A 21,929-nucleotide genomic window follows, 5' to 3' on the forward strand; every position below is an offset into this window, starting at 1 on the left:
CGACCGTCGCGCCGTCAGCCGACGCTGCTTCCGCGGCACCTTCCACCTCTGATGCTCCCGCCCCGGAAGAGACACCCGTGGATCCGCACCCAGGGCGCTGGCCATGGGACGACGTGCCCGATGCCGACGACGACGGTGCCGACGAGCAGGCAGGTCCCGCCATGCCTGACGCATTCAGCGAAACTCCCGGATCCGATGACTCCGTCGCCTCCTCAGTGAAGGCGCCCGACTTCGACAGCGCAGCACGTCGGGAACTCATCGGGAAACTCGCCAACCTCAAACAGACCGCACGACGGCAAAACAACGGAACGACGCTCTACCTCCACATCACCGACGAAACCCTCCTCGCCGGTGAAGGCGTCGCGCGCGTCGAAGGATTCGGCCCAGTACTCGTCACCCGCCTGGAAGAACTCATCGGCCACCACCACATCACCCTCAAGCCCGTCATCGACCTCAAAGACAAGCTCGCCGTCGACTCCTACGAGATCCCCCAGCGCATCCGCGAACGAATCAAACTCCGCTACCCAGCAGAACAATTCATCTACGGCACCGGCGAAAGCAGCCACGCCACCGACCTCGACCACATCAAACCCTTCAAACCCAACGGCCCACCAAAACAAACAAACACCGACAACCTCATCCCGCTAAGGCGATTCAGCCACCGGGTCAAAACCCACGGCGGCTGGCAAGTACACCGCCTAAACGACGACGCCCTCGAATGGACCACCCGCCACGGCTTCAAATTCATCGTCGACCACCGCGGAACCCGCCCAGCCGACCGGCAGTGACCGGGCGAACCAGCGGTGTGAGAGGACTGTCGGGAAAGTGTGTGAAGCGTGTGAGGACGCGGGACTGCGAGCGCCGGGGGATCTAGCGTCGGTGGTGTGAGTACATCGACTGGTGATCCTGTCCCGTTATTCGTGCCTACCCGTACCGTCGGGGCGGTGGACGTCGCCGCTTTGCAGTGGGGCCGTCGGCCGGACGGCGTACGGGTGGGCATCGCGTTCAGCTCGGCCGGTTTGTTGCGGGCAGCAACCGGTCCGCGGCAGGAGTGGGTGCGGTTGCACGAGAGCGCCCTGCGGGAGTTGCTCGAGCAGTTCGGGATCAGCGTGATCCAGCTGGACCCCGTGCTGGTCGGCCCGGACGTCGCCCAAGACAAGTCCCAGGAGCAGGTCCAGAGCCAGCCCCGTACGCCGGAGATGGCGGGTCACCATGGCGGTTGAGCCCTATGACCCGCATCCGCACAAGGTACGGCGGGAGCGGTTCGATCCCGAATTCATCGCGATCGTCAGGATCATCCTGGTGACGGCCGTCCTGGCCGCCTTGCTCTACTGGCTGGGCTGATCAGTCACCGTTGAGCGGCGGGTTGGCGAAGGCTACGCCGGTCCAGCGGTAGTTCACCGGGTTGTTGTACGTGCCCGGCACCTCGCCGAGATTGTTGATCACGGTCGCCGTGCCGTTCGCCCGGCCGACGGCGTACAGGTGGGCGGATTTCGTGTCCTTGTCGATCCCGAGCAGCAGCGTGCCGTGCTGTCCGCAGCGTTCGGCGATCAGGGCCTCGAAGCCCTGCCAGGTAGAGGCGCGGACCTTCGTGACGATCGGCTTCAGCGGATTGCTGATCGGGATCCGGATCGTGTAGAGCGCTCCACCGCGAGTGTTCGCGAGGAAGGTGTCGTAGGTCCGGGTCTGGCTGATCAGCGCCATCGTCTTCACCGAGGCGAAACCGGGATACGAGCCGGCTGCGCTCCACTTGCCGCCACTCTCGCGCCAACGGCCGAGTACGCCGTCGTTGCGCAGCCCGTACTCGATGGTGTGGTACTGCGACCCGGGCACCGCGCCTTCGTCGTACCGGGACTCCTCGAAGAACATGTAGGTGTCCCAGCCACCGCCCACGCGGGTCAGTTTCACCGAAGGGCCGGCGGGCGGCAGGGCAAAAGTTACAAGCGGCGCTCCCAGCTGAGGTGGCCTTCGTCCATCAGGGCGTGTCCGTCGGCGCCGGCGGCGACGCTCGGGTCGTGGGTGGCGATGATGACGGCTGCGCCGCGGTCGGCCTCGGCTCGGAGCAGCTCGAGAACGCGCTCTCGGTTGGTGCTGTCGAGCTCGCTGGTCGACTCGTCGGCGAGGACCACCTTGCCGCGCTGGGCCAGCCCGCGGGCGACGGCGACGCGTTGCTGCTCACCGCCGGACAGCTCCTCCACCAGGTGGTCGCCGCTCTCCTCGAGCCCGACATCGGTGAGCGCTCTCTCGATGATCTCGTCGATCGACTCCAGCGCCTCCGAACGCTCCTGGTCGTCGGTGGGCAGCTTGTGCTCGGCGAGCAGCGGCATCGACAGGTTCTCCCGGGCGGTCAGTACTCGCGCGAGCCCGTTGCCCTGCGGGATCAGTACGACGCCATGCGCCGCCGCGCCCGGCCGGTCGACGATCTCCAGCCCGTCGACCTCGACCGTGCCCGACTTCGCCGACACCGCCCCGGCGATTGCCCAGAGCAACGAACTCTTGCCGGCTCCGGACGGCCCGCTGACCGCCAGCACGTAACCGGGCGGGACCCGGAGCGAGACGCCGGCCACCGCGACCAGTTCGCCGTACGCGACCGTGAGGTTGGTGACGGTGATCATGCCTGGTCCTCCTGCTCGACCGGGGTCAACCGGACGTCGCCGTCCTCGGTGGTGGTGACGCGCAGCAACGTGCCCGGCGGCAACAGCTCGGCGACATGTGGGGGCAACGGCAACGACCCGTCGGTCGCGACCACTGCGAACTCCTCGCCCGAGCGTCCCTCCGACGCGATCCGGCCGTCCTTGATCGTGATCGTCCGGGGCAGGACCGCGGCCACCTCGGGGTCATGGGTGATCAGCAGCACGGTCATCCCGGTCGCCTTGTTGATCGTCGAGATCGCGGCCAGTACCTCGTCGCGGGCCCGGTGATCGAGCTGGCTGGTCGGTTCGTCGGCCAGCAGCAACCCTGGGAAGGTGGCGACTCCGACCGCGACCGCGCAGAGCTGGATCTGGCCGGGCGTCAGCCGGTCCAGCGGCGTCTGCGCCTGTTTGCTCAGGCCGACGAGCTCGAGCACCTCCCGGGGAGCCGGTAGGGGCCGCCCCCGTACTGCGGCGCGTTGCGCGTACCGGACGTTGTCCTCAGGTGTCAGGTACGGGATGAGGTTGCGGCCGGCGCCCTGCAACACGATGCCGACGTCGCCGGCCCGCATCCGGTCGAGCTCGGATTCCGTCATGGTCGCGATGTGGTGGTCGCCGATCTGCAACCGCCCGGCGCTCGGGGTCAGCAGCCCACCGCAGAGCTGAAGCAGGGTTGACTTTCCGGCGCCGGACGGTCCGAGCAGGCCGACCAGTTCGCCGGCTCGGACGCTGATCCCGATCCCGGACAGGGCAGCGACGTCGTGGCCCTGGCTGCGGTAGATGTGCACCAGGCCGGTCGTCTTGATCGCGAGGCCGGTCATGACAGTTCCTCCCGGATCCGGGTGTAACCGGCTCGCCGGTTGACGCCAGTGCCGAGCAGCAGCGTGGTGGCGACCATCAGCGCCGTACTGATCAATGTGAGGATCAGTGCGACGGACCAGTTGGTGGTGAGGTCGAGGGGTACCGGTGACGGTTGTGAGGTCGGCGCGAAGAGCGGGATCATCGGCAACGCGACATGGGCACCGACGACACCGCAGGCCGAGCCCAGCAGGGCCGCCAGCGCGACCGGCCCGGTCTGCTCCCATCTGGCAGCCCGTCCGGTCGTCGACGCCGGTACGCCGGTGATCCGCAGGCTCGCGTAGTCCTGGGCCCGGGAACGCCACGAGGTGACGATCATGAGCAGCAGCACGATGATCGCCAGCCCCCAGCCGGCGACTCCGATCACCGGTGTGAGCTGGAGCGCGAGCGCACTGACCGAGCGGTCGTAGCTGTGCACCCGGTCGGATTTGCGGTCGAGGAGTGTCGCGGTGATCCCTGCCTTGCCGAGTCCGTCGATGATCTGGTCAGCACGGGCGAGGCCGTCCGCATTCAGCCAGAGCTCGAAGACGGCGGTCCGGTCCGCCAGCACGCCGCCCAGCCGGCGGACGGTTGTCACGTCGACCACCGCCACTTCGTCGGAGTAGCGCGGGATAGGGGACTGCAGCCGGTCGAGCTTCTCGATCGGGACAGCGAGCCCGTCGAGGCCGGGGACGGTCTGGGACTCGCTCGCCGCGAAATCCGGGCTGATCAGCGCCGGGATCGCGACCGGGATCCTGGCGGTCTGGAGGTCCAGGGGGCCACCCGTACTGGTCACGTCGAGGACCAGCCCGTTCGGCGGCCCGTCCGTCACCGTGATGGTGCCCACGGCAGCGGCATCGCCCGACAGCCGCGGTGAGTTCCAGTCCGCTGCCTTGCCCAGCGGTACGGACGGCTGGCTGTTCGTGGCCACTTTGCTGATCGTGATCTGACCCCGGAGCCCAGCCGAGTCGCCGAGTTCGCGGACCACACTCAGCCGGTTCAACCGGCAGGACTGCGCGCAGTCGACCTTCGCGCTGACCGCGATCGGCTTGCCGGACTCCAGGGGGAGCGGCGGAAAGTCGACGAGGCTCCGTATTCCGGTGCGGTCGTTGAACACGGCGGCGCGCAGGACGACAGACTTGGCCGGTGGGGTCGGTGGAGGCTCCTCGCCATCGCCGGTGGGTGGGTAGTACGGCGACATCGCGCCGAGCGTCACCGTCATCGTCAGCTGGTCACCCCGGAACGCGATGGCCGGCGGCTCGGCCGGGGCCTCAAGCGTGCGGAAGCCGTCGGCATCGGTGAGCTGATCGCCGTGGAAGGCCACCCGCCGGAAACTGTCCGGCTCGATCATCAGCGTGCGCAGACCGTCCGTGCCGGCCGGGGAGGCCAGCACGATCGGGGTCAGCCACCGGCGATCGTGATCCACCGCGTCGAGGGCCGCGTCGAACTTCGCCAGACTGCCGACCTTTATCGCCAGCACGCCGTCGGCGCCGACCTCGTACCCGGCCCGGTGGTCACGATTGCGGCCGGCGACGGACGAGGCCTGACCGGCGAAGGAGACCAGCGCGGTCGCCACCGCCACCACCGCGACGATCCTGGTGACCGCGGGGCGGCGAGCCACCTGCAGGGCGCCGAGCGCGAGGCCGAGGCGGCCGTTACGCAGGGCTCGCCGGCTGATCAGGCCGGACACCGGAAGCAACAGGTGGGCGAACGTCAGACCGACCGCGAGAGCAAGCAGGCTCGGCGTCAGTACCGGCAGCGGGCCGCGGCCGCCGCCGGTCAGCGCGGCCAGCAGACCGGCCGAGGCGACGACGATGATGACGATGTCGATCAGGCCGACGCTCCAGCCGCGGCGACGGGGCACGATCCGCCGGAGCAGGGTCGAGATCGGCTGCCGCACCGCGGTCCGGATCGCGGCGGCCACCACCCCGAGCCCGATCAGGGCTGCGAGAGCGACTGCCGCAGGTACGGTCCACGGCAGCTCTATCGGGGCCCCTCCGGCCAGCCAGGTTGCACGGACCACGAGCAGCAATCCGAAGCCGGCCAGGGCACCCACGAGGGTGCCGATCAGCACGGGCACACAGAGCTCGGCGGCCAGCGCCCGGCCGGCCCGCCGTGCGCCGGAGCCGCGCAGCCTGGAGATGGCCAGCTCCGGTCTGCGCTGGTCGACGACGGCCGCGAGCGCGAGGGCCAGCACCACGACACCGAAAAGGCCCACCTGCACCATCACCAGCGGGATGATCGTGACGGCTTGGCGCCGTTCGGCTTTGAGGCCGTCGACGACGTCGACAAGCGAGGACCCGTTGCGCGCATCGACCTCGGCGGCCTTGCTGCCGGATTCCTCGGTGGCCTGCCGGAGCCGCGGCAGATCGTCGACACCGGCCTTGCCCGGCAGCAGGGTGGTGTCCGAGGTCGTATGGGCGCCCCAGCCCTTCTCCAGGGTGTCCCGCCCGGTGAGCAGCTGGTCGGAGATCCCGGGCCGGCTGTCGCTGGGCGGCATCGAGTGACCGGTGGGTCCACGTCCGTACCAGTAGGGGTCGTTGTCGTCGGCCCGGTAGTTCCCGACGACGCGGACCAGTCCGCCGCCGGCGTAGCTGGTGGATGCCGTCTTGATCACGGTGCCGATGGTCAGGCCGAAGTTCTTCACGTCCTCGGTGGAGGTGATGACCTCGTTCGGGGCGCTCGCGCATCTACCCGCGGTCAGGACGATCTTTTCGCAGTACCCGTCACGCCAGGCCACCCTGCCCTCGGTCACCAGCTTCTGCTGGCCGACCCCCCACAGGATCGCGACCGTCATGCCGTACGTCGGCCGGCCGAACAGCGGCCGCAGATCGGCGGGCATCAGCTCGGCCAGCTTCTCGGGAGCTACTGCCGCGCTCGGTCCGCTGACCAGCGCGGGTGGGGAACCGTCCAGCTGCCAGCTGGTCGGGAGCCACTGGCTCGTCAGCGTCTCGGTGGTGACCGTCTGCTCGACCGCGCGGGAGAACCACGGAGCGAAGGTCGCGCAAGCGCCGATCAGCACGCTGACGCCCGCGAGCACCAGCATCTGGGACCAGCGGTACCGCAGCGCTTGCCGTAAAAACATCAGTCGCCCACCCCTGGACATTGGTTACTTCTTGCCGAAGATACGGAGATCGGGGTCCAGACAGATCGGCAGAGGCCAAATGACACAGAGTCGTTACGGCGGTATAGATTTCCTGGTGTGCGTGAATCCCAGCTCGGAGAACTGACCGTTTCCAGCCTCGGCCTCGGCTGCATGGGGATGTCCCAGTCCTACGGCGTGCAGAGCGATGACACAGAGTCGATCGCCACCGTGCACGCAGCGATCGACGCCGGCTGCACCTTCATCGACACCGCCGACGTGTACGGCGACGGCGCGAACGAGGAGCTCGTCGGGCGCGCCCTGGCCGGCCGTCGCGATGAGGTGGTGCTCGCGACCAAGTTCGGCTTCCAGCGCTCGGCGACGGATGCGGTGGCGCCGTCGGTGGTGAACGGCAGGCCGGAGTACGCGGCAGCCGCGATCGACGCGTCGCTGCGGCGGCTCGGCGTCGACCACGTCGACCTCTGGTACCTGCACCGGCGCGACCCGCAGGTGCCGATCGAGGAGACCGTGGGCGCGATGGCTCAGGCGGTCGAGGCGGGCAAGGTCCGGTACCTCGGCCTGTCGGAGGTGTCGGGCGAGACGGCGCGGGCCGCGCACGCGGTGCACCCGATCAGCGCAGTACAGAGTGAGTGGTCGTTGTGGACGCGGGATCCGGAGACCGGTGTGCTGCCGACGCTGCGCGAGCTGGGGATCGGGTTCGTGCCGTTCAGCCCGCTCGGGCGCGGGTTCCTGACCGGGCAGCTCACCTCGCCGGACGACTTCGAGCCCGACGACATGCGGCGCGGGCTGCCGCGGTTCAGTGGCGAGAACTTCCAGCGCAACCTGGACCTGGTCGCCAAGGTCCAGGCGCTGGCGTCCGAGAAGGGCGTCCTGCCGAGTCAGCTCGCGCTCGCCTGGTTGCTTGCTCAGGGCAATGACATTGCGCCGATCCCGGGGACCAAGCGGCGGACGTATCTGGCCGAGAACCTTGGTGCGGTGGACGTTTCGCTGACCGCTGACGAGTTGGCCGCGCTCGATGCGGCGTTCCCGCCGGACGCGGTGGCAGGGGATCGGTATGCGCCGACCGGGATGAGTCAGGTGGGCAAGTGATCGGACTGACCGGGTCCACTGGTCAGCTCGGCTCGCGAGTCGCCCGGCGGCTCGCGGCAGAAGGGGTGCCGCAGCGGTTGATCGTGCGGGATCCGGCGCGGGCGCCCCAGTTGCCTGGCGCGGAGGTCGCGCAGGCGGCGTACGGGGAGCATTCGGCGCTGCTGAACGCGCTCGACGGGGTCTCGACATTGTTTTTGCTGAGTGCAACGGAGTCGGCGGACCGGGTTTCCTTGCACAAGGCAACGATCGACGCGGCGGTGGCGGCCGGCGTCAAGCGGATCGTCTACACGTCGTTCGTCGGGGCCTCGCCGTCGGCGACCTTCACCTTTGCGCGCGATCACTGGCACACCGAGGAGCACGTGCGCGGTACGGGGGTGGACTTCACCTTTCTGCGGGACAACCTGTACCTCGACTTCATGCCCGGCTTCGTCGGCGAGGACGGGGTGATGCGCGGGCCGGCCGGGGACGGACGGGTTGCGGCGGTCGCCCGCGACGATGTCGCCGAGGTGGCCGCGCGGGTGCTCGTGTCGGCGGAGCACTCGGGGACGACGTACGACCTGACCGGGCCGTCGGCGTTCACGTTGACCGAGGCGGCGGCGCTGATGAGCGAGGCGTGGGGGCGCTCGGTGCGGTACGAGGCGGAGACGCTCGACGAGGCCTATCGGTCGCGTGAGGGGTTCGGTGCGCCGTCGTGGGAGGTGGCCGGCTGGGTCACGTCGTACGCGGCGATCGCCAGTGGTGAGCTGAGCGGCGTGAGCAGCGCGGTGGAGGATGTCACCGGGCACCCGCCGACCGGGTTCGCGGAGCTTTTGGCCAAGACCTGAGAGAATGGCTGGATGCCGCTCTATCGTGACGAGGCGATCGTGCTCCGGGTCCAGAAACTGGGCGAAGCCGATCGGATCGCCACGCTCCTGACCCGCGGCCACGGCAAGATCCGCGCGGTCGCCAAAGGGGTCCGCCGGACGTCGTCCCGCTTCGGCGCCCGGCTCGAGCCGTTCAGTCACGTCGACCTGCAGCTGGCGACCGGCCGGACGCTCGACGTGGTCACCCAGGCGGTATCGATCGCGGCGTACGGCCAGGGAATCGTCGGTGACTACGCCCGGTACACGACCGGTACGGTCATCCTGGAGACCGCCGACCGCCTGGTCGTCGAGGAGAAGGAACCCGCCACCCAGCAGCACCTCCTGCTGGCCGGCGCCCTCCGCGTCCTGTCCGCCGGTGAACGCGCCCCCGGCCTGGTCCTCGACTCCTTCCTGCTCCGCTCGCTGGCGATCTCGGGCTACGCCCCGTCCTTCGACGACTGCGCCAAATGCGGCGAACCAGGCCCCCACCGAGCCTTCAATCCGGCCGCCGGCGGCATGGTCTGCACCACCTGCCGCCCTCCGGCCTCGACCATGCCCGCACCCAGCACGGTCACCCTCCTGGCGGCGCTGCTGGTCGGCGACTGGCCCACCGCGGAAAGCACCGACCCGCGAACCCGGCGAGAAGCAGCCACCCTCGTCTCAGCCTTCGCCACCTACCACCTCGACCGCCTTCGCTCGCTCCGCCACCTGGACCTGACCACCGAATCCCCCCAGCTGAACCTGACCCAGCACCCCTCCGCCTCCTGACCGGTTCGCCATAGGAGAGGATTTGGGCATGTCTCCTATCGGTCGTCGTCGGGGTCGGGTCGAGCAGCGCAGGCGGGCGGAGGTGGTTGCTCCGGAGCCGCATCCGTCGGGAGCGCGGCCGCCGGCGATCCCCCAGGAGCTGGTGCCCAATCACGTGGCGATCGTGATGGACGGGAACGGGCGCTGGGCCAAGGCGCGGAACCTGCCCAGGACCGATGGGCACAAGGCCGGCGAGGCGTCGTTGCTGGACACGATCCGGGGTGGGATCGATATCGGGGTCAAGTACATCTCGGCGTACGCGTTCTCGACGGAGAACTGGGCGCGGTCGCCTGATGAGGTGCGGTTCCTGATGGGATTCAACCGGGACGTGATCCATCGGCGGCGGGATGAGCTGGACGCGATGGGGGTGCGGGTGGTCTGGTCGGGGCGGCGGCCGCGGCTGTGGAAGAGCGTGATCGACGAGCTGGAGAACGCGCAGGAGCGGACGAAGGACAACGACACGATCACGCTGCAGTTCTGTGTGAACTACGGCGGGCAGGCGGAGATCGCGGACGCGATGAAGTCGATCGCCGCGGAGGTTGCCGCCGGCAAGCTCAACCCGGACCGGATCTCCGAGAAGACGATCGCGAAGCACCTCTACAACCCGGAGATCCCGCCGGTCGACCTGTTCGTCCGGTCGTCGGGGGAGCAGCGGACGTCCAACTTCCTCGTCTGGCAGCTCGCGTACGCCGAGATGGTCTTCCTCGACACGCTCTGGCCCGACTTCGACCGTCGCGATCTGTGGCGCGCGATCGAGCTGTATGCCCAGCGCGACCGCCGCTACGGCGGCGCCGTCCCCAACCAGGTCGAGCCGACGGGTGAGCCCGGACAGGTCTAATGTCCATCGGTGAACTTCCGCCTGCACCCGAGCGAAGCGGGCCGCGGCAACGACTACAGCCGCTGAATACCTGCGCCGGTCAGCGGCGTGGGGAGGGAAGCAGGCCTCGTTCGATCGCGACGGTGACTGCGCGGGTGCGGTCGTCGACGTCGAGTTTGGTGAAGAGGCGTTGCAGGTGGGTCTTGACCGTTGCCTCGCCGATGAACAGTTCGCGGCCGATCTCCGCGTTGCTCAGGCCTCGGGCGACGGCCGCGAGCACCTCCAGTTCGCGCGGCGATGGTTGTACGGCGGCTGGCGCGGCCGGCGTACGGAGCCGCGACATCAAGCGGGCCGCGACCGGTGGTGCGAGGACCGTCTCGCCGCGTGAGGCGGCCCGGATCCCGTCGAGCAGCTCGGCATGCGGCGTGTCCTTCAGCAGGTAACCGGCAGCACCCGCCTCGACCGCATGCAGGATGTCCGTGTCCGTGTCGTACGTCGTCAGCACGAGCACCTTCGTGTCCGGGTATCCGGACACGATCGCACCCGTCGCCGAAACCCCGTCCCGCCGCGGCATCCGCAGATCCATCAGGACGACGTCCGGCCGGGTCGACTCGACCAGCGCGAGCGCCTCCTCACCGTCGGCCGCCTCGCCGACGACCTCGATGTCCTCGGTCACCGCGAGCATCCCGATCAGCCCCGACCGGACCACCGGATGGTCGTCCACCACCAGCACCCGAACCATCATCGATCCTCCTGCCCCGTCGCCGGGATGAGTACCTGCACCCGCGTACCACGCCCCGGCGCGCTGTCGACCGACACCGTGCCACCGGACTCCTCGACCCGCCCGCGCATCGCCGCGAGCCCGTACCCGCCGGACGGAGCAGAAGGCGAGAACCCCGACCCGTCATCGCTGATCTCGATCGCCACCCCGTCAGCCGACAGGCCCAGCCTGATCCGCACCCGAGTGGCCCCAGCATGTTTCCGTACGTTCGCCAGCGACTCCTGAGCCGCCCGCAACAACACCACCTGCTGCCCCTGCGGCAAGGCAGCGACCTCGTCGTCAGCCATGTCCAGCGACACCTGTACGTCGACCCCGGTCTCGGCCGCGAACCGCTCACCCTGCCTCTGCAGTACTTCGGCCAGCGTCGCCCCGCTCAACGCCACGGGCGTGAACGCGGCCACCAGCGCCCGAGCCTCGGCAAGATTCTCGCGAGCCGTGTCCTCGATCGCCGCCAACCGCCCGGCCGCGGGCTCGACAGCTCCGCGCGACAACTCGACCGCAGCCGTCTGCGAGAGCATCACGATGCTCGTCATCCCCTGCGCGAGCGTGTCGTGGATCTCGCGTGCCATCCGCTCCCGCTCGGCCATCACCCCGGCCGTGTGGTGTGCCTCGGCGAGCTCGTCGCGCGCGGCCTCGAGCTGCTCGATCAGCTCGGCCCGCTGCTGGCTCTGGGTGATCACCTTGTCGATCCAGATGCCGAGCAGCAGGCTGACCGCCAGGCTGATCACCATCCACGGGAGGATGTCCCAGAAGGCGTCGACCGACCAGCCGGCCGCCCAGAGCTGGGCCGTGCCGACCGCGAACAGCAGCAGGAAGCTGAGGGGTACCGCGTCGAGCATCCGGTCGCTCAGCAGCCAGATCTGCGGCGAGACGATGAACAGGATGAAGACCGACTGCGGGAACAGCGCGACGGCGCCGCTGACGCAGATGATCATCAGCGCGCGGTACAGGTGGGACTGCCACCGGCTGCGCGAGACCATCGCCGGCATCGCGAGGAACCGGTAGGCCAGGGCCAGCACCGCGACCAGAGCCAGGTAGACGATCCGGCGCGGGCTGGTCAGCTCGGACGAGAACAGTGCGGCGACCGCGGTCACGCCGAGCAGGCCGTAGAAGACCACGTGCCAGCCGACCAGGGTTCGCACCCAGACCGGCGCGTCGACCCGACCGCGGGAGAGCTCCATGCGCACCATCTTCCTCCAGAACCACCGGAGGTCGCTCAAGGCGCCTCCGGTGGCTGCGCTGGCGGGGGTGCCGAACATCAGCCCGCGTCTCGCCTGGTCCAGCGGAACACCCGCTGAGCGACGATCAGGCCGACGACGAGCCAGACGACGAGCACGATCGCGCCGAGGCCGAGGTGCCAGTCCTGGCCGGGCTCGGTCTGCACGAAGTTGTCCGGCAGGAACACCGACCGCATGCCCGAGGCCAGCCACTTCAGCGGGAAGACCGAGGCGAAGCCGCGCATCCACGACGGCAGGCTGCTGTAGACGAAGTACACACCGGACATGAACTGCAGTAGCAGGACGACCGGGGTGACGACCGCGGAGGCCGCCTTGCCCGACTTCGGTACGACGCTGAACGCGATCCCGAGCACCGACCCCGACGCGGTACCGAGAACGAAGATCCAGACGAAGTTGAGCCACTTGGACGGCTCGGTCGGCAGGTCGACGCCGAGCAGCAGGCCGGAGATCGCCAGCAGCAGCGCGACCTGCGCGACCGAGGTGACCAGGACCTGGCCGATCTTGCCGATGAAGTAGGCCTGCGGCGGCATCGGCGTACCGCGCAGCCGCTTCAGCAGGCCTTCGTCGCGCTCCAGCGCGATGCTGATCGCGAGCGACTGGAAGCTGCTCAAGAAGATGCCGGAGGCGATCATCCCGGGCGTGAAGTAGGTGGCGGCGTTGACCCCGTTGCCGAAGTCGGTGTCGCCGAAGACGGCCGAGAAGATGGCCAGGAAGATGATCGGGAAGAAGAAGGTGAAGATCAGCGCCTCGCGCTCCCGGAAGAACTCGCGCACCTCGAGCTTGGTCCTGGCCAGGCCGACTGACAGCGTCGACGGCAGCGGCTTGGCGGTGGAGTTGTGCGTGGTAGCCATCAGAGTGCTCCAGCTTCGATCGCTTCAGCGTCGGCGGTGGCCTTGCCGATCAGGTCCAGGTAGATGTCTTCCAGGCTCGGACGCCGTACTTCGAGCTCCGGTACTTCGCCGCCGAAGCGGGCCATCAGCGCGGCCACCTCGGCCGTCGGCTGGTCGGTCCGGAGCTCGTGCGGGCCGTCCGCGTCGGACCAGGAGACCCGCGCGGTCCGGGCCCCCCGCCCGCCGAGCGTCTCCGGCGTACCGATCTCGATCATCCGGCCGTCGGCGATCACCCCGACCCGGTCGGCCAGGTGCTCGGCCTCGTCCAGGTAGTGGGTGGTGAGCAGGATGGTGGTACCGCCGGTGCGCAGGTTCTCGATCAGGGTCCAGAACTGCCGGCGCGCCTCGGGGTCGAACCCGGTCGTGGGCTCGTCCAGGAACAGCAGTTCCGGGTTGCCGATCACGCCGAGCGCCACGTCGAGCCGGCGGCGCTGACCGCCGGACAGCTTGCGCGGCCGGGTCTTGCGCTTGTCCTCCAGGCCGACTGCGGCGATCACCTCGTCGGGGTCGCGCGGGTCGGGGTAGTAGCCGGCGTAGTGGTTCACCAGCTCGGACACCGTCGACTCGGCCTCGTCGCGCGAGGTCTGCAGCACGATCCCGATCCGGCTGCGCCACTGGCGGTCGGCCTTGGCCGGGTCCGTGCCGAGCACACTGATCTCACCCTCGTCCGCACGGCGGTACCCCTCCAGCACCTCCGTGGTCGTGGTCTTGCCGGCGCCGTTCGGGCCGAGCAGGGCGAACACCTCACCGCGGTGGATGTCCAGGTCGACGCCCGCGACGGCGACCTTGTCCGGGTAGCGCTTGACGAGTCCTCGGACCCGTACTGCGATGTCTGTGTCGGTCATGACTCAACCTTCGCCTCCGAGCGGGTCTACGGAGGAGCACCGGACGACGGACCGACTGTCCCCCGACCGGGGGACAGCGAGCTGTACTCCCTCGCTCTCCTTGGATAGCGTCGGCCCATGAGTCAGACCGTGCGTGGAGTCGTCGCCCTCCGCAAGGGTGCACCCGTAACCATCGAAGAAATCACCATTCCCGACCCGGGTCCGGGCGAAGCGGTCGTCAAGGTCCAGGCCTGCGGGGTGTGCCACACAGACCTGCACTATCGCGAGGGCGGTATCAACGACGAGTTCCCGTTCCTGCTGGGCCATGAGGCCGCCGGAGTGGTCGAGTCGGTCGGTGAGGGTGTCACCGACGTGGCGCCCGGCGACTTCGTCGTACTGAACTGGCGGGCCGTCTGCGGCAACTGCCGGGCCTGCCTGCGCGGGCGTCCTTGGTACTGCTTCAACACGCACAACGCGAAGCAGAAGATGACTCTTTCCGACGGTACTGAGCTGTCGCCCGCGCTGGGTATCGGCGCGTTCGCCGAGAAGACTCTGGTCGCGGCCGGTCAGTGCACGAAGGTCGACCCGGCGGTGAAGCCCGAGGTGGCCGGCCTGCTCGGCTGCGGCGTGATGGCCGGCCTCGGTGCCGCGGTGAATACCGGCAACGTCGGCCGTGGTGACACCGTCGCCGTGATCGGGTGCGGCGGCGTCGGTACTGCGGCCGTCGTCGGCGCCCGGCTGGCCGGGGCTTCCCGGGTGATCGCGCTCGACATCGACCAGCGCAAGCTCGACGTCGCTTTGGAGCTCGGTGCGACGCACACGATCAACTCGAAGGGCCTGGACCACGACGGTGTCGTCGAGGCCGTCCAGGAGTTGACCGGCGGGTTCGGTGCGGATGTGGTGATCGACGCGGTCGGCCGCCCGGAGACCTGGAAGCAGGCGTTCTACGCGCGCGACCTGGCCGGCACGGTGGTACTGGTCGGCGTACCGACGCCGGAGATGACGCTCGACATGCCGCTGCTCGACTTCTTCGGTCGCGGCGGCTCGCTCAAGTCGAGCTGGTACGGCGACTGCCTGCCGTCGCGCGACTTCCCGCTGCTGATCGACCTGCATCTGCAGGGCCGGTTGCCGCTGGACCGGTTCGTGTCGGAGACGATCGCGCTGGACGGGGTCGAGGCTGCGTTCGACAAGATGCACCACGGCGACGTGCTGCGATCGGTGGTGCTGTTCTGATGCCGGCCCGGATCGAGCGCGTCATCACGTCCGGCACGTTCAGCCTCGACGGCGGTACGTGGGACGTCGACAACAACGTCTGGCTGGTGGGCGACGACGAGGAGGTGCTCGTCATCGACGCCGCCCACGATGCCGCCGCGATCGTCGAGGCGGTCGGCGATCGCCGGGTGGTCGCGCTGGTCTGCACGCACGGCCACAACGACCACATCAACGCGGCCGGCGACTTCCGGGACGCCGTCAAAGCACCGGTCTGGCTCAACCCGGCCGACCGGATGCTGTGGGACACGCAGTACGAGGTGTCCCCGGACCACGACCTCGCCGACGGGACGACCTTCGAGGTAGCGGGGACGACGTTGCGCGCGATCCACACCCCCGGCCACAGCCCCGGCAGTACGTCCCTGTACGCCGAGGACCTGAACGCCGTCTTCACCGGCGACACCCTCTTCCACGGCGGCCCGGGCGCGACCGGCCGCTCGTACTCCGACAAGCCGACGATCCTCGACTCGATCCGCACCAAACTCCTCACCCTGCCCGGCGACACGATCGTCCACACCGGCCACGGCGACACCACCACGATCGCGGCCGAGGTCACGAACATCAGCTGACCCCCCGGACCGCCCGGCCTCAGGCTGTGGGGGTTTCGCCTGCTACCCAGGTCATGTCTGGGTAGCGGGTGCCGACGGGGGTGAGTTTGGAGAGGGAGGCGACGTCTTCGGGTGAGAGGGTGACGGCGAGGGCACCGGCGTTCTCCTCCAGGTAGGTGCGGCGCTTGGTGCCGGGGATCGGTGCGATGTCGTTGCCCTGGGCAAGTAGCCAGGCGAGGGCGATCTGCCCGGGGGTCGCGTCGTTGCGGGCTGCTACCGCGCGGATCTGCTCGACCAGAGTGAGGTTGGCTTCGAGGTTGTCGGCGTCGAAGCGGGGGAGGGTCTTGCGGAAGTCGCCGTCGGCGAGGTCTTCCTGGCCGGCGATCTTGCCGGTCAGCATGCCGCGGCCGAGTGGGCTGTACGGCACGACGCCGATCCCGAGCTCGCGGCAGACCGGGAGCACCTCGGCCTCGATGTCGCGGCTGAACAGCGAGTACTCCGACTGCACCGCGGCGATCGGGTGCACCGCGTGCGCCCGGCGGATCGTGTCGGCCGACGCCTCGGACAGGCCGAGATGCTTCACCTTGCCCGCTTGGACCAGCTCGGCCATGGCGCCGACGCTCTCCTCGATCGGCACCGCCGGGTCGGCGCGGTGCTGGTAGTACAGGTCGAGGTGATCGACCCCGAGGCGGCTCAGGGAGGCGTCGATGGCCGATCGGACGTACGCCGGTGAGCTGTCCAGCCGGATGAGCTTGTACGTCGCCGGGTCCATCACGATGCCGAACTTGCTGGCTAGCACCACCTCGTCGCGGCGGCCGGCGATGGCCTTGCCGACGAGCTCCTCGTTCGCGCCGGCGGCGTACAAGTCGGCGGTGTCGAGGAAGGTGATGCCCAGGTCGAGGGCGTGCTGGATGGTGGCGATCGACTCGGTGTCGTCGCCGGGGCCGTAGCCGAAGCTCATCCCCATGCAGCCGAGTCCGAGCCGGCTGACGTCAGGTCCGTTGGTACCGAGAATCATGATTTTCTCCTGGTTTCAGGCATGGCTCCGCCCGCTGACAGCCGCGAAGCGTGGTTGCCAGTCAGAGGGCGGAACGGGGGTTAGGGAGTGCAGTCGCCGCCGTACGTGATGATCTTGTAGTCGGTGACCGCGAGGGCCGCCTGCAGTTCGCGCAGCCGGCGCTGGATGGTGGCCCGGTGCTCCTGCATCAACGCGAGCCGCTCGGGAGCGGTCTGCTCGCCTTGGAGCACCAGATCCATGTAATGGCTGATCGTGCTGATCGACATGTCCGACAGCCGCAGCCTGGTGATGAACACGACCCGGGCGAGAGCCTCCTGGTCGTACTGCCGGTGGCCCGCCTCGTCGCGCCCGGCGACGATCAGGCCGACGCGTTCGTAGTACCGCAAGGTGTGGGCGGTGAGCCCGGTAGCCGCGGCGGCCTCCGCGATGGTCAGCACCTCGGGAAGCCCGTCCGGCAGTTCGAGCAACTGCAGCAGCTCAGGATCCATCGGCAATGAATCCGGAGCCTCGTGCCGCTCAGCCAACGCCTGCCGCCGATCAGCGGAGCTGAGGACACCCGTCGTGTTCATGTCTTCGACGGTACGGCTTAGAGCGCGCTCTAACGCAAGCCCGACGGTCAGACGGGTTTTTGGCAGTCGGCGCAGGTGCCGAAGATTTCGAGGGTGTGGCTGATGTCGGCGTAGCCGTTTTCGGCGGCGACCTTGTCGGCCCAGCGCTCGACGGCGGGGCCTTCCACCTCGACGGTGCGGCCGCAGTTGCGGCAGACGAGGTGGTGGTGGTGGCCCTTCGAGCAGCGCCGGTAGGCCGTTTCGCCGTCTGCTGTGCGGAGCACGTCGACCTCGCGTGAGTCCGCGAGTGCCTGCAGGGTCCGGTAGACCGTTGTCAGGCCGACTGCCTCACCAGCGCCCCGGAGTTCCTGGTGGATCTCCTGGGCCGTCCGGAAGTCGTCGAGATTGTCGAGCGCGGAAGCAACCGCCGCGCGTTGACGGGTCGAGCGTGTACCGATGGCCACCATGCCTCCTGTCATCCCTTCACCGCCGTTTTCCGCGGTAACCCGCCAATTCTCTCAGAAGTCAACAACTTAGTGCTCATCCCAGTGGTCCCCGTGTGCCGCGTGCAGGTGTCCGTCGTGAACGTAGTCGACGTGATCGCCGTGGTCGATCTTCGGGTGGCCGCATTTCGGGTCGTGGGCGTGCTGGTGTGCGCTGCTCACGACGTGCGGTTCCGGGAGCAGTAGGCCGCCCTCGGGCTCCTCGTCGTCCAGCGGGGCGAGGACGCCACGGCGGCGCCGTACCAGCGTGCCGGCGACCGCGGCGACGATGAAGCCGCCGAGGGCCAGGACGACGATCGTGGCGCCGGGAGCGACGTTGGCGTTGTAGGAGGTGATGATGCCCGCCAGGCAAGCGGCGACACCGATGCCACAGGCAGTGACGAAGGTGCTACGGAACGAGCGCGTGAACTGTTGAGCCGTTGCGACCGGCACCACCATCAGCGCGCTGACCAGGAGCAGCCCAACGGTCCGCATGGCGACCGTGACGGTCACTGCGGCCATCACTGCGATCAGCAGGTTCAGCAGTTGCACCCGGAGGCCCGTGACGCGCGCGAACTCCTCGTCCTGGCACACCGCGAACAGTTGCGGGCCCAGCCCGATCGCCACGACCAGCACGGTCACGGCCAGCCCGACCACGATGTACAGGTCGGAGGGGGAGACCGTGGTCAGGGAGCCGAACAGGTACGTGTTCAGTGTCGCCGCGCCCTGGCCTGCCAGGCCTATGAGCAGCACGCCGCCCGCTATGCCGCCGTAGAAGAGCAGAGCGAGCGCCACATCACCACTGGCCTTGCCGCGTGCCCGGACGAGCTCGATAGCGGTGGCGCCGGCTATGGCGACCAGTACTGCGGTAAGCACCGGCGCAGTGCCGGTCAGGAGACCCAGGGCGACACCCGTGATCGCGATGTGCCCGATGCCGTCGCCCATCAGGGACAGGCGGCGCTGCACCAGGTACGTGCCGATCGCAGGGGCCGACAGCCCGGTGAGCAACCCGGCGATCAGCGCGCGCTGCATGAACTCGAGCTGGAACAACGTCATGACAGCCACCCCGGCTCGTCTTCGATGGACCCGTGCGGGTGGACATGGGCGTGCGTCTGCGAGGCGTGCGGCGGGCCGTCGTACACGATCCGGCCGCGGCGCAGGACGACCGAGCGGTCGATCAACGCGTCCATCGGGCCGAGGTCGTGGCTGACCATCACCACCGTCGTCCCGCGGGCGACCCGCTCGCGGATCGCGTCGGCGAAGATGCCCTGGCTCGCCAGGTCGACCCCGGCGGTCGGCTCGTCCAGGATGAGCAGCTCGGGATCCGAGACCAGCGCGCGGGCGATCAGCACCCGCTGCTGCTGGCCGCCGGACAGTTCGGCGACGGCGTCCGTGCGGCGGTCGGCCATGTCGACGATCTCCAGCGCCTCGGCGATGGCAGCCCGGTCGGCCGCCTTCAACGGCCGGAACAGCCGCCGCTTCGACAGCAGCCCGGACGACACCACCTCGGCGACGGTCGCCGGTACGCCGCCGGCCGCGGTGATCCGCTGCGGCACGTAACCGATGCGGCTCCACTGACGGAAGCGCGGCACCGGCGTACCGAAGATCTTGACCTCGCCCCGCGCCGCCGGCAGCAGGCCGACGACCGTGCGGATCAGAGTGGACTTGCCCGAGCCGTTCGTGCCGAGCACGGCGACGACCTCGCCCGGGCGGATCTGCAGGTCGACGCCCCGCAGCACGAGACGACCGCCCAGGTCCACCGAGAGATCGGTGACCTGGACGGCCGGTTCCTGACCGGGGTGGTGGGGTGGGGTCAGAGAAGGCGGAGCAATGTCAGGAGATGTCACGCGCAGCTGTTCGCCTTCCGGAGCTCCTGCAGATTCTCGCGCATCAGCGAGAGGTAGGTCTCCTGGGAGTTCGCGTCCGACAGGCCCTCGATCGGGCTCAGGACCGCGGTCTTGACGTGGACGTCGCGGGCGATCGACTCGGCCACCTTCGGGCTGACGAGCTCCTCGTAGAAGATCGTGGTCACCTGCTGGCTGCGCACGATTTCCTGGACCTCCTTGATCCGCGTCGGGGTGGGCTCGGCGTCGGGGGTGAACCCGGCGATGCCGACCATCGTCAGACCGTACCGCTTCGCCAGGTAGGCGAACGCCTCGTGACTCGTCACGAAGGTTTTCAGTTTGCAGTCGGCCAGCCCGGTCTTGTACTCCGTGTCGAGCTTGCCGACCTCGCCGAGCAGCGTCGCCGCGCGCTGCTTGTACCCGTCCGCGTGGTCGGGGTCGGTCGAGATGAGCTTGTCCGTGACGGCCTGTACTACGGCGGCGTACCGGACCGGGTCGAGCCAGAAGTGCGGGTCGAGCCCGTCGGAGGTCTGCGCCGCCGGAGCGACGTAGGAGGCGGGCTCGACGGTGCCGCTCGGTGTGGCGGCTGCCTCGCCCTCCTCGTGCTCCTCGAAGTCGGCGCCGGTGGCCTCGAGCTTGGCCGCGGGCGCGATGTCGAAACCGGCGGCCTTGGCGTTCTGCGCGACGGCCTCGTCGACGGCCGGCTGCAGGCCCTGCTCGTAGACGACCAGCTTGGCCCCCGCGATGGAGCCGACCTGTTTCGGCGTCAGCTCAAGGTCGTGCGGCTCGACGCCGGGAGCGGTCAGGGTGGTCACGTTCACGGCGTCGCCCCCCACCGAGCGGGCGATGAACTCGAGCGGGTAGAACGAAGCGACCACGTCGAGCTTGCCGTCGGAGCCGCCCGCGGCGGTGTCGCCGCAGCCTGCCAGAGTTACCACTGCCAGGGCGGCGAGCCCGGCGACGACAGCACGCGTACTGGATCTCATGACAATCATTTTCATTTAAGTGGGGATGGTTGTCAAAACAGGGAGTTGACGAATGGCCAAGCGGACCGTAGGACGGCGGCGCGCCGACACCAAGTCGAACCGCGGGCGCCGGCTCGAAATTCCGCGCGGTCACGGGCACGGTCACGGTCATGGACACGGCTCGGAGGTGATCGACACGTCGGTCGTGGACGCCGACGCGGTGGTCGCCCGGCGCGTCCGGATCGTGGTCGCCGCGGTGCTGATCCCGCTGATCGCGGCCGCTGTGATCGCCATGATCGTGCTCTGGCCAGGGGGTGATCTGAGGGTCCCGGCGGCCGAGCAGCACGGCGCCAGCGGCACGGTGGTCGGGCTCAAGGCCTGTCCGGAGACGCCCGCCGACTGCGACGAGGCAACGGTGAAGCTCCGCGGCGCGCCCGACGGGGACAAGGGCAAGGAGGTCCGCGTCGAGGTCCCCAAGGGCAAGAACGCGGCCGTACCGATCAAGGTGGGCGACCGGTTGCTGCTCGGCGTACAGGTGGGGGCGCCGCTCGCGGACAAGTATCAGTATGTCGACCACGACCGGTCGATCCCGCTCGCCCTGTTGTGCGGGATCTTCGCCGTCGCGGTGATCGCGTTGTCTCGCTGGCGCGGCGTCTCGGCGTTGATCGCGCTGGGGGTGACGGCGCTGACGCTGACCCAGTTCATCTTGCCGGCCATCCTCAAGGGGTCGAACCCGCTGCTGGTGGCGGTGGTCGGCGGGTCCGTGATCATGGTGGTCGCGCTCTATCTGACCCATGGCATCAACGCGCAGTCGTCGGTCGCGCTCGCCGGGACGATCGCGGCGCTCGGGTTGACGGCGTTCCTGGGGTGGGCCTTCGTCAAGGTCAGTGCCTTCTCCGGGCTGGGCAACGACGGCTCGGTGATCAAGGCGTACGTACCGGGCGTCGATCTGGCCGGGTTGCTGGTGGCGGGCATCGTGATCGGGGCGCTCGGCGTGCTCGACGACGTCACGGTGACCCAGGCGAGCGCGGTCTGGGAGTTGTCGGCGGCGAACCCGGCCGCGAGCCGGTCCCAGCTGATCGGCGCCGGGCTGCGGATCGGGCGCGCGCATGTGGCATCGGTGGTCAACACGCTGGTACTGGCGTACGCCGGGGCCGCGTTGCCTACCCTGATGATGTTCGCGATCAGTGGGGTCTCGACGGGTTATCTGATCACGACGGAGACCGTGGCGGTAGAAGTCGTCCGAGGACTGGTCGGAAGCCTCGGAATCATCGCGGCCGTCCCGTTGACCACGGCGCTGGCCGCAATGGCTGTCGCCGATCGGTCCCGCGAGCTGGTCGGCGGACCGGAACGCGTTGCCGCGGCGGGAGAATCCGCGGATTCCGCCTAGTTCGGCG

24 protein-coding genes are annotated in these 21,929 nt (G+C 69.0%); 10 read left to right on the forward strand and 14 right to left on the reverse strand.

The window, feature by feature from the left end; translation table 11 throughout:
• From G3I17_RS36650 to G3I17_RS41900, 3 genes are all read left to right on the forward strand, one after another.
• On the forward strand, nt 1-788 hold a 788-nt coding region (locus G3I17_RS36650; protein WP_203591268.1), incomplete at its 5' end, for an HNH endonuclease signature motif containing protein.
• Nucleotides 789-944: 156 nt separating this feature from the next.
• A complete protein-coding gene (locus G3I17_RS36655) occupies nt 945-1,223 on the forward strand; it encodes an SAV_915 family protein (protein ID WP_164603494.1) in 279 nt (92 codons plus the stop codon).
• Nucleotides 1,213-1,344, forward strand: a complete 132-nt coding sequence (locus G3I17_RS41900; protein ID WP_275402648.1) for a hypothetical protein — start codon at nt 1,213-1,215, stop codon at nt 1,342-1,344. The genes G3I17_RS36655 and G3I17_RS41900 overlap by 11 nt, the downstream gene beginning before the upstream one ends.
• Here G3I17_RS41900 and G3I17_RS36660 read toward each other — a convergent pair whose 3' ends face one another.
• The 4 genes from G3I17_RS36660 to G3I17_RS36675 are packed head-to-tail and all read right to left on the reverse strand — an operon-like array spanning nt 1,345 to nt 6,552.
• Entirely contained in the window at nt 1,345-1,908 is a 564-nt protein-coding gene (locus G3I17_RS36660; protein WP_203591269.1) for a hypothetical protein, read from the reverse strand.
• A gap of 29 nt (nt 1,909-1,937) precedes the next feature.
• Entirely contained in the window at nt 1,938-2,615 is a 678-nt protein-coding gene (locus G3I17_RS36665; protein WP_164603502.1) for an ATP-binding cassette domain-containing protein, read from the reverse strand.
• Nucleotides 2,612-3,451, reverse strand: a complete 840-nt coding sequence (locus tag G3I17_RS36670) for an ATP-binding cassette domain-containing protein (RefSeq protein ID WP_164603509.1) — start codon at nt 3,449-3,451, stop codon at nt 2,612-2,614. Before G3I17_RS36670 ends, G3I17_RS36665 begins: the two co-directional genes overlap by 4 nt.
• Nucleotides 3,448-6,552 carry an FtsX-like permease family protein gene (locus G3I17_RS36675; protein WP_164603511.1) on the reverse strand — a complete coding sequence of 1,035 codons (3,105 nt, stop codon included), beginning with the start codon at nt 6,550-6,552 and terminating at the stop codon, nt 3,448-3,450. The genes G3I17_RS36670 and G3I17_RS36675 overlap by 4 nt, the downstream gene beginning before the upstream one ends.
• A gap of 117 nt (nt 6,553-6,669) precedes the next feature.
• On the opposite strand from G3I17_RS36675, the gene G3I17_RS36680 reads away from it, so the two are divergent.
• Genes G3I17_RS36680 through G3I17_RS36695 form a run of 4 tightly spaced genes read left to right on the forward strand, consistent with a single transcriptional unit; the run spans nt 6,670 to nt 10,146 of the window.
• Nucleotides 6,670-7,659 carry an aldo/keto reductase gene (locus G3I17_RS36680; RefSeq protein WP_343238543.1) on the forward strand — a complete coding sequence of 330 codons (990 nt, stop codon included), beginning with the start codon at nt 6,670-6,672 and terminating at the stop codon, nt 7,657-7,659.
• Nucleotides 7,656-8,483 (forward strand): SDR family oxidoreductase, encoded by an 828-nt coding sequence (locus tag G3I17_RS36685; RefSeq protein WP_164603513.1) that lies wholly within the window; start codon nt 7,656-7,658, stop codon nt 8,481-8,483. The genes G3I17_RS36680 and G3I17_RS36685 overlap by 4 nt, the downstream gene beginning before the upstream one ends.
• 12 nt (nt 8,484-8,495) lie before the next feature.
• Nucleotides 8,496-9,269: a DNA repair protein RecO gene (gene recO / locus G3I17_RS36690; RefSeq protein ID WP_164603515.1), complete on the forward strand. Its 774-nt coding sequence runs from the start codon at nt 8,496-8,498 to the stop codon at nt 9,267-9,269.
• 28 nt (nt 9,270-9,297) lie between these two features.
• Nucleotides 9,298-10,146 (forward strand): isoprenyl transferase, encoded by an 849-nt coding sequence (locus tag G3I17_RS36695; RefSeq protein WP_164603517.1) that lies wholly within the window; start codon nt 9,298-9,300, stop codon nt 10,144-10,146.
• A gap of 79 nt (nt 10,147-10,225) precedes the next feature.
• On the opposite strand, the gene G3I17_RS36700 is transcribed toward G3I17_RS36695, so the two are convergent.
• The 4 genes from G3I17_RS36700 to G3I17_RS36715 form a co-directional block, all read right to left on the reverse strand.
• Nucleotides 10,226-10,870, reverse strand: coding sequence for a response regulator transcription factor (locus G3I17_RS36700; protein ID WP_275402649.1), 645 nt, complete (start codon nt 10,868-10,870; stop codon nt 10,226-10,228).
• A complete protein-coding gene (locus tag G3I17_RS36705) occupies nt 10,867-12,087 on the reverse strand; it encodes a sensor histidine kinase (RefSeq protein ID WP_203591270.1) in 1,221 nt (406 codons plus the stop codon). The genes G3I17_RS36700 and G3I17_RS36705 overlap by 4 nt, the downstream gene beginning before the upstream one ends.
• 77 nt (nt 12,088-12,164) lie before the next feature.
• Complete coding sequence (locus G3I17_RS36710; RefSeq protein ID WP_164603521.1) at nt 12,165-12,995, reverse strand: ABC transporter permease; 831 nt, start codon at nt 12,993-12,995, stop codon at nt 12,165-12,167.
• Nucleotides 12,995-13,879 carry an ABC transporter ATP-binding protein gene (locus G3I17_RS36715; protein WP_164603523.1) on the reverse strand — a complete coding sequence of 295 codons (885 nt, stop codon included), beginning with the start codon at nt 13,877-13,879 and terminating at the stop codon, nt 12,995-12,997. Before G3I17_RS36715 ends, G3I17_RS36710 begins: the two co-directional genes overlap by 1 nt.
• Nucleotides 13,880-13,996: 117 nt before the next feature.
• Here G3I17_RS36715 and G3I17_RS36720 point away from each other — a divergent pair, with 117 nt between their 5' ends.
• Together G3I17_RS36720 and G3I17_RS36725 are read left to right on the forward strand one after the other, a co-directional pair.
• Nucleotides 13,997-15,091: an S-(hydroxymethyl)mycothiol dehydrogenase gene (locus G3I17_RS36720; protein WP_164603525.1), complete on the forward strand. Its 1,095-nt coding sequence runs from the start codon at nt 13,997-13,999 to the stop codon at nt 15,089-15,091.
• On the forward strand, nt 15,091-15,696 hold the full coding sequence (locus tag G3I17_RS36725; RefSeq protein ID WP_164603527.1) for an MBL fold metallo-hydrolase: 606 nt from the start codon (nt 15,091-15,093) through the stop codon (nt 15,694-15,696). The genes G3I17_RS36720 and G3I17_RS36725 overlap by 1 nt, the downstream gene beginning before the upstream one ends.
• A 19-nt stretch (nt 15,697-15,715) precedes the next feature.
• On the opposite strand, the gene G3I17_RS36730 is transcribed toward G3I17_RS36725, so the two are convergent.
• The 6 genes from G3I17_RS36730 to G3I17_RS36755 form a co-directional block, all read right to left on the reverse strand.
• Complete coding sequence (locus tag G3I17_RS36730) at nt 15,716-16,693, reverse strand: aldo/keto reductase (protein ID WP_164603529.1); 978 nt, start codon at nt 16,691-16,693, stop codon at nt 15,716-15,718.
• 80 nt (nt 16,694-16,773) lie between these two features.
• On the reverse strand, nt 16,774-17,262 hold the full coding sequence (locus tag G3I17_RS36735; protein WP_164603531.1) for a MerR family transcriptional regulator: 489 nt from the start codon (nt 17,260-17,262) through the stop codon (nt 16,774-16,776).
• Between the two features lie 47 nt (nt 17,263-17,309).
• Nucleotides 17,310-17,699 carry a Fur family transcriptional regulator gene (locus tag G3I17_RS36740; protein WP_343238545.1) on the reverse strand — a complete coding sequence of 130 codons (390 nt, stop codon included), beginning with the start codon at nt 17,697-17,699 and terminating at the stop codon, nt 17,310-17,312.
• Nucleotides 17,700-17,774: 75 nt separating this feature from the next.
• Nucleotides 17,775-18,779 (reverse strand): metal ABC transporter permease, encoded by a 1,005-nt coding sequence (locus G3I17_RS36745; protein WP_164603535.1) that lies wholly within the window; start codon nt 18,777-18,779, stop codon nt 17,775-17,777.
• Nucleotides 18,776-19,540 carry a metal ABC transporter ATP-binding protein gene (locus tag G3I17_RS36750; protein ID WP_164603658.1) on the reverse strand — a complete coding sequence of 255 codons (765 nt, stop codon included), beginning with the start codon at nt 19,538-19,540 and terminating at the stop codon, nt 18,776-18,778. Before G3I17_RS36750 ends, G3I17_RS36745 begins: the two co-directional genes overlap by 4 nt.
• Nucleotides 19,541-19,566: 26 nt before the next feature.
• Nucleotides 19,567-20,553, reverse strand: a complete 987-nt coding sequence (locus G3I17_RS36755) for a metal ABC transporter substrate-binding protein (RefSeq protein WP_239063286.1) — start codon at nt 20,551-20,553, stop codon at nt 19,567-19,569.
• A 52-nt stretch (nt 20,554-20,605) separates the two neighbouring features.
• On the opposite strand from G3I17_RS36755, the gene G3I17_RS36760 reads away from it, so the two are divergent.
• On the forward strand, nt 20,606-21,922 hold the full coding sequence (locus G3I17_RS36760; protein WP_164603539.1) for a YibE/F family protein: 1,317 nt from the start codon (nt 20,606-20,608) through the stop codon (nt 21,920-21,922).
• Nucleotides 21,923-21,929: the final 7 nt, after the last annotated feature.

Source organism: Streptomyces sp. SID13031, from assembly GCF_010548305.1.
Lineage (GTDB): Bacteria > Actinomycetota > Actinomycetes > Propionibacteriales > Kribbellaceae > Kribbella.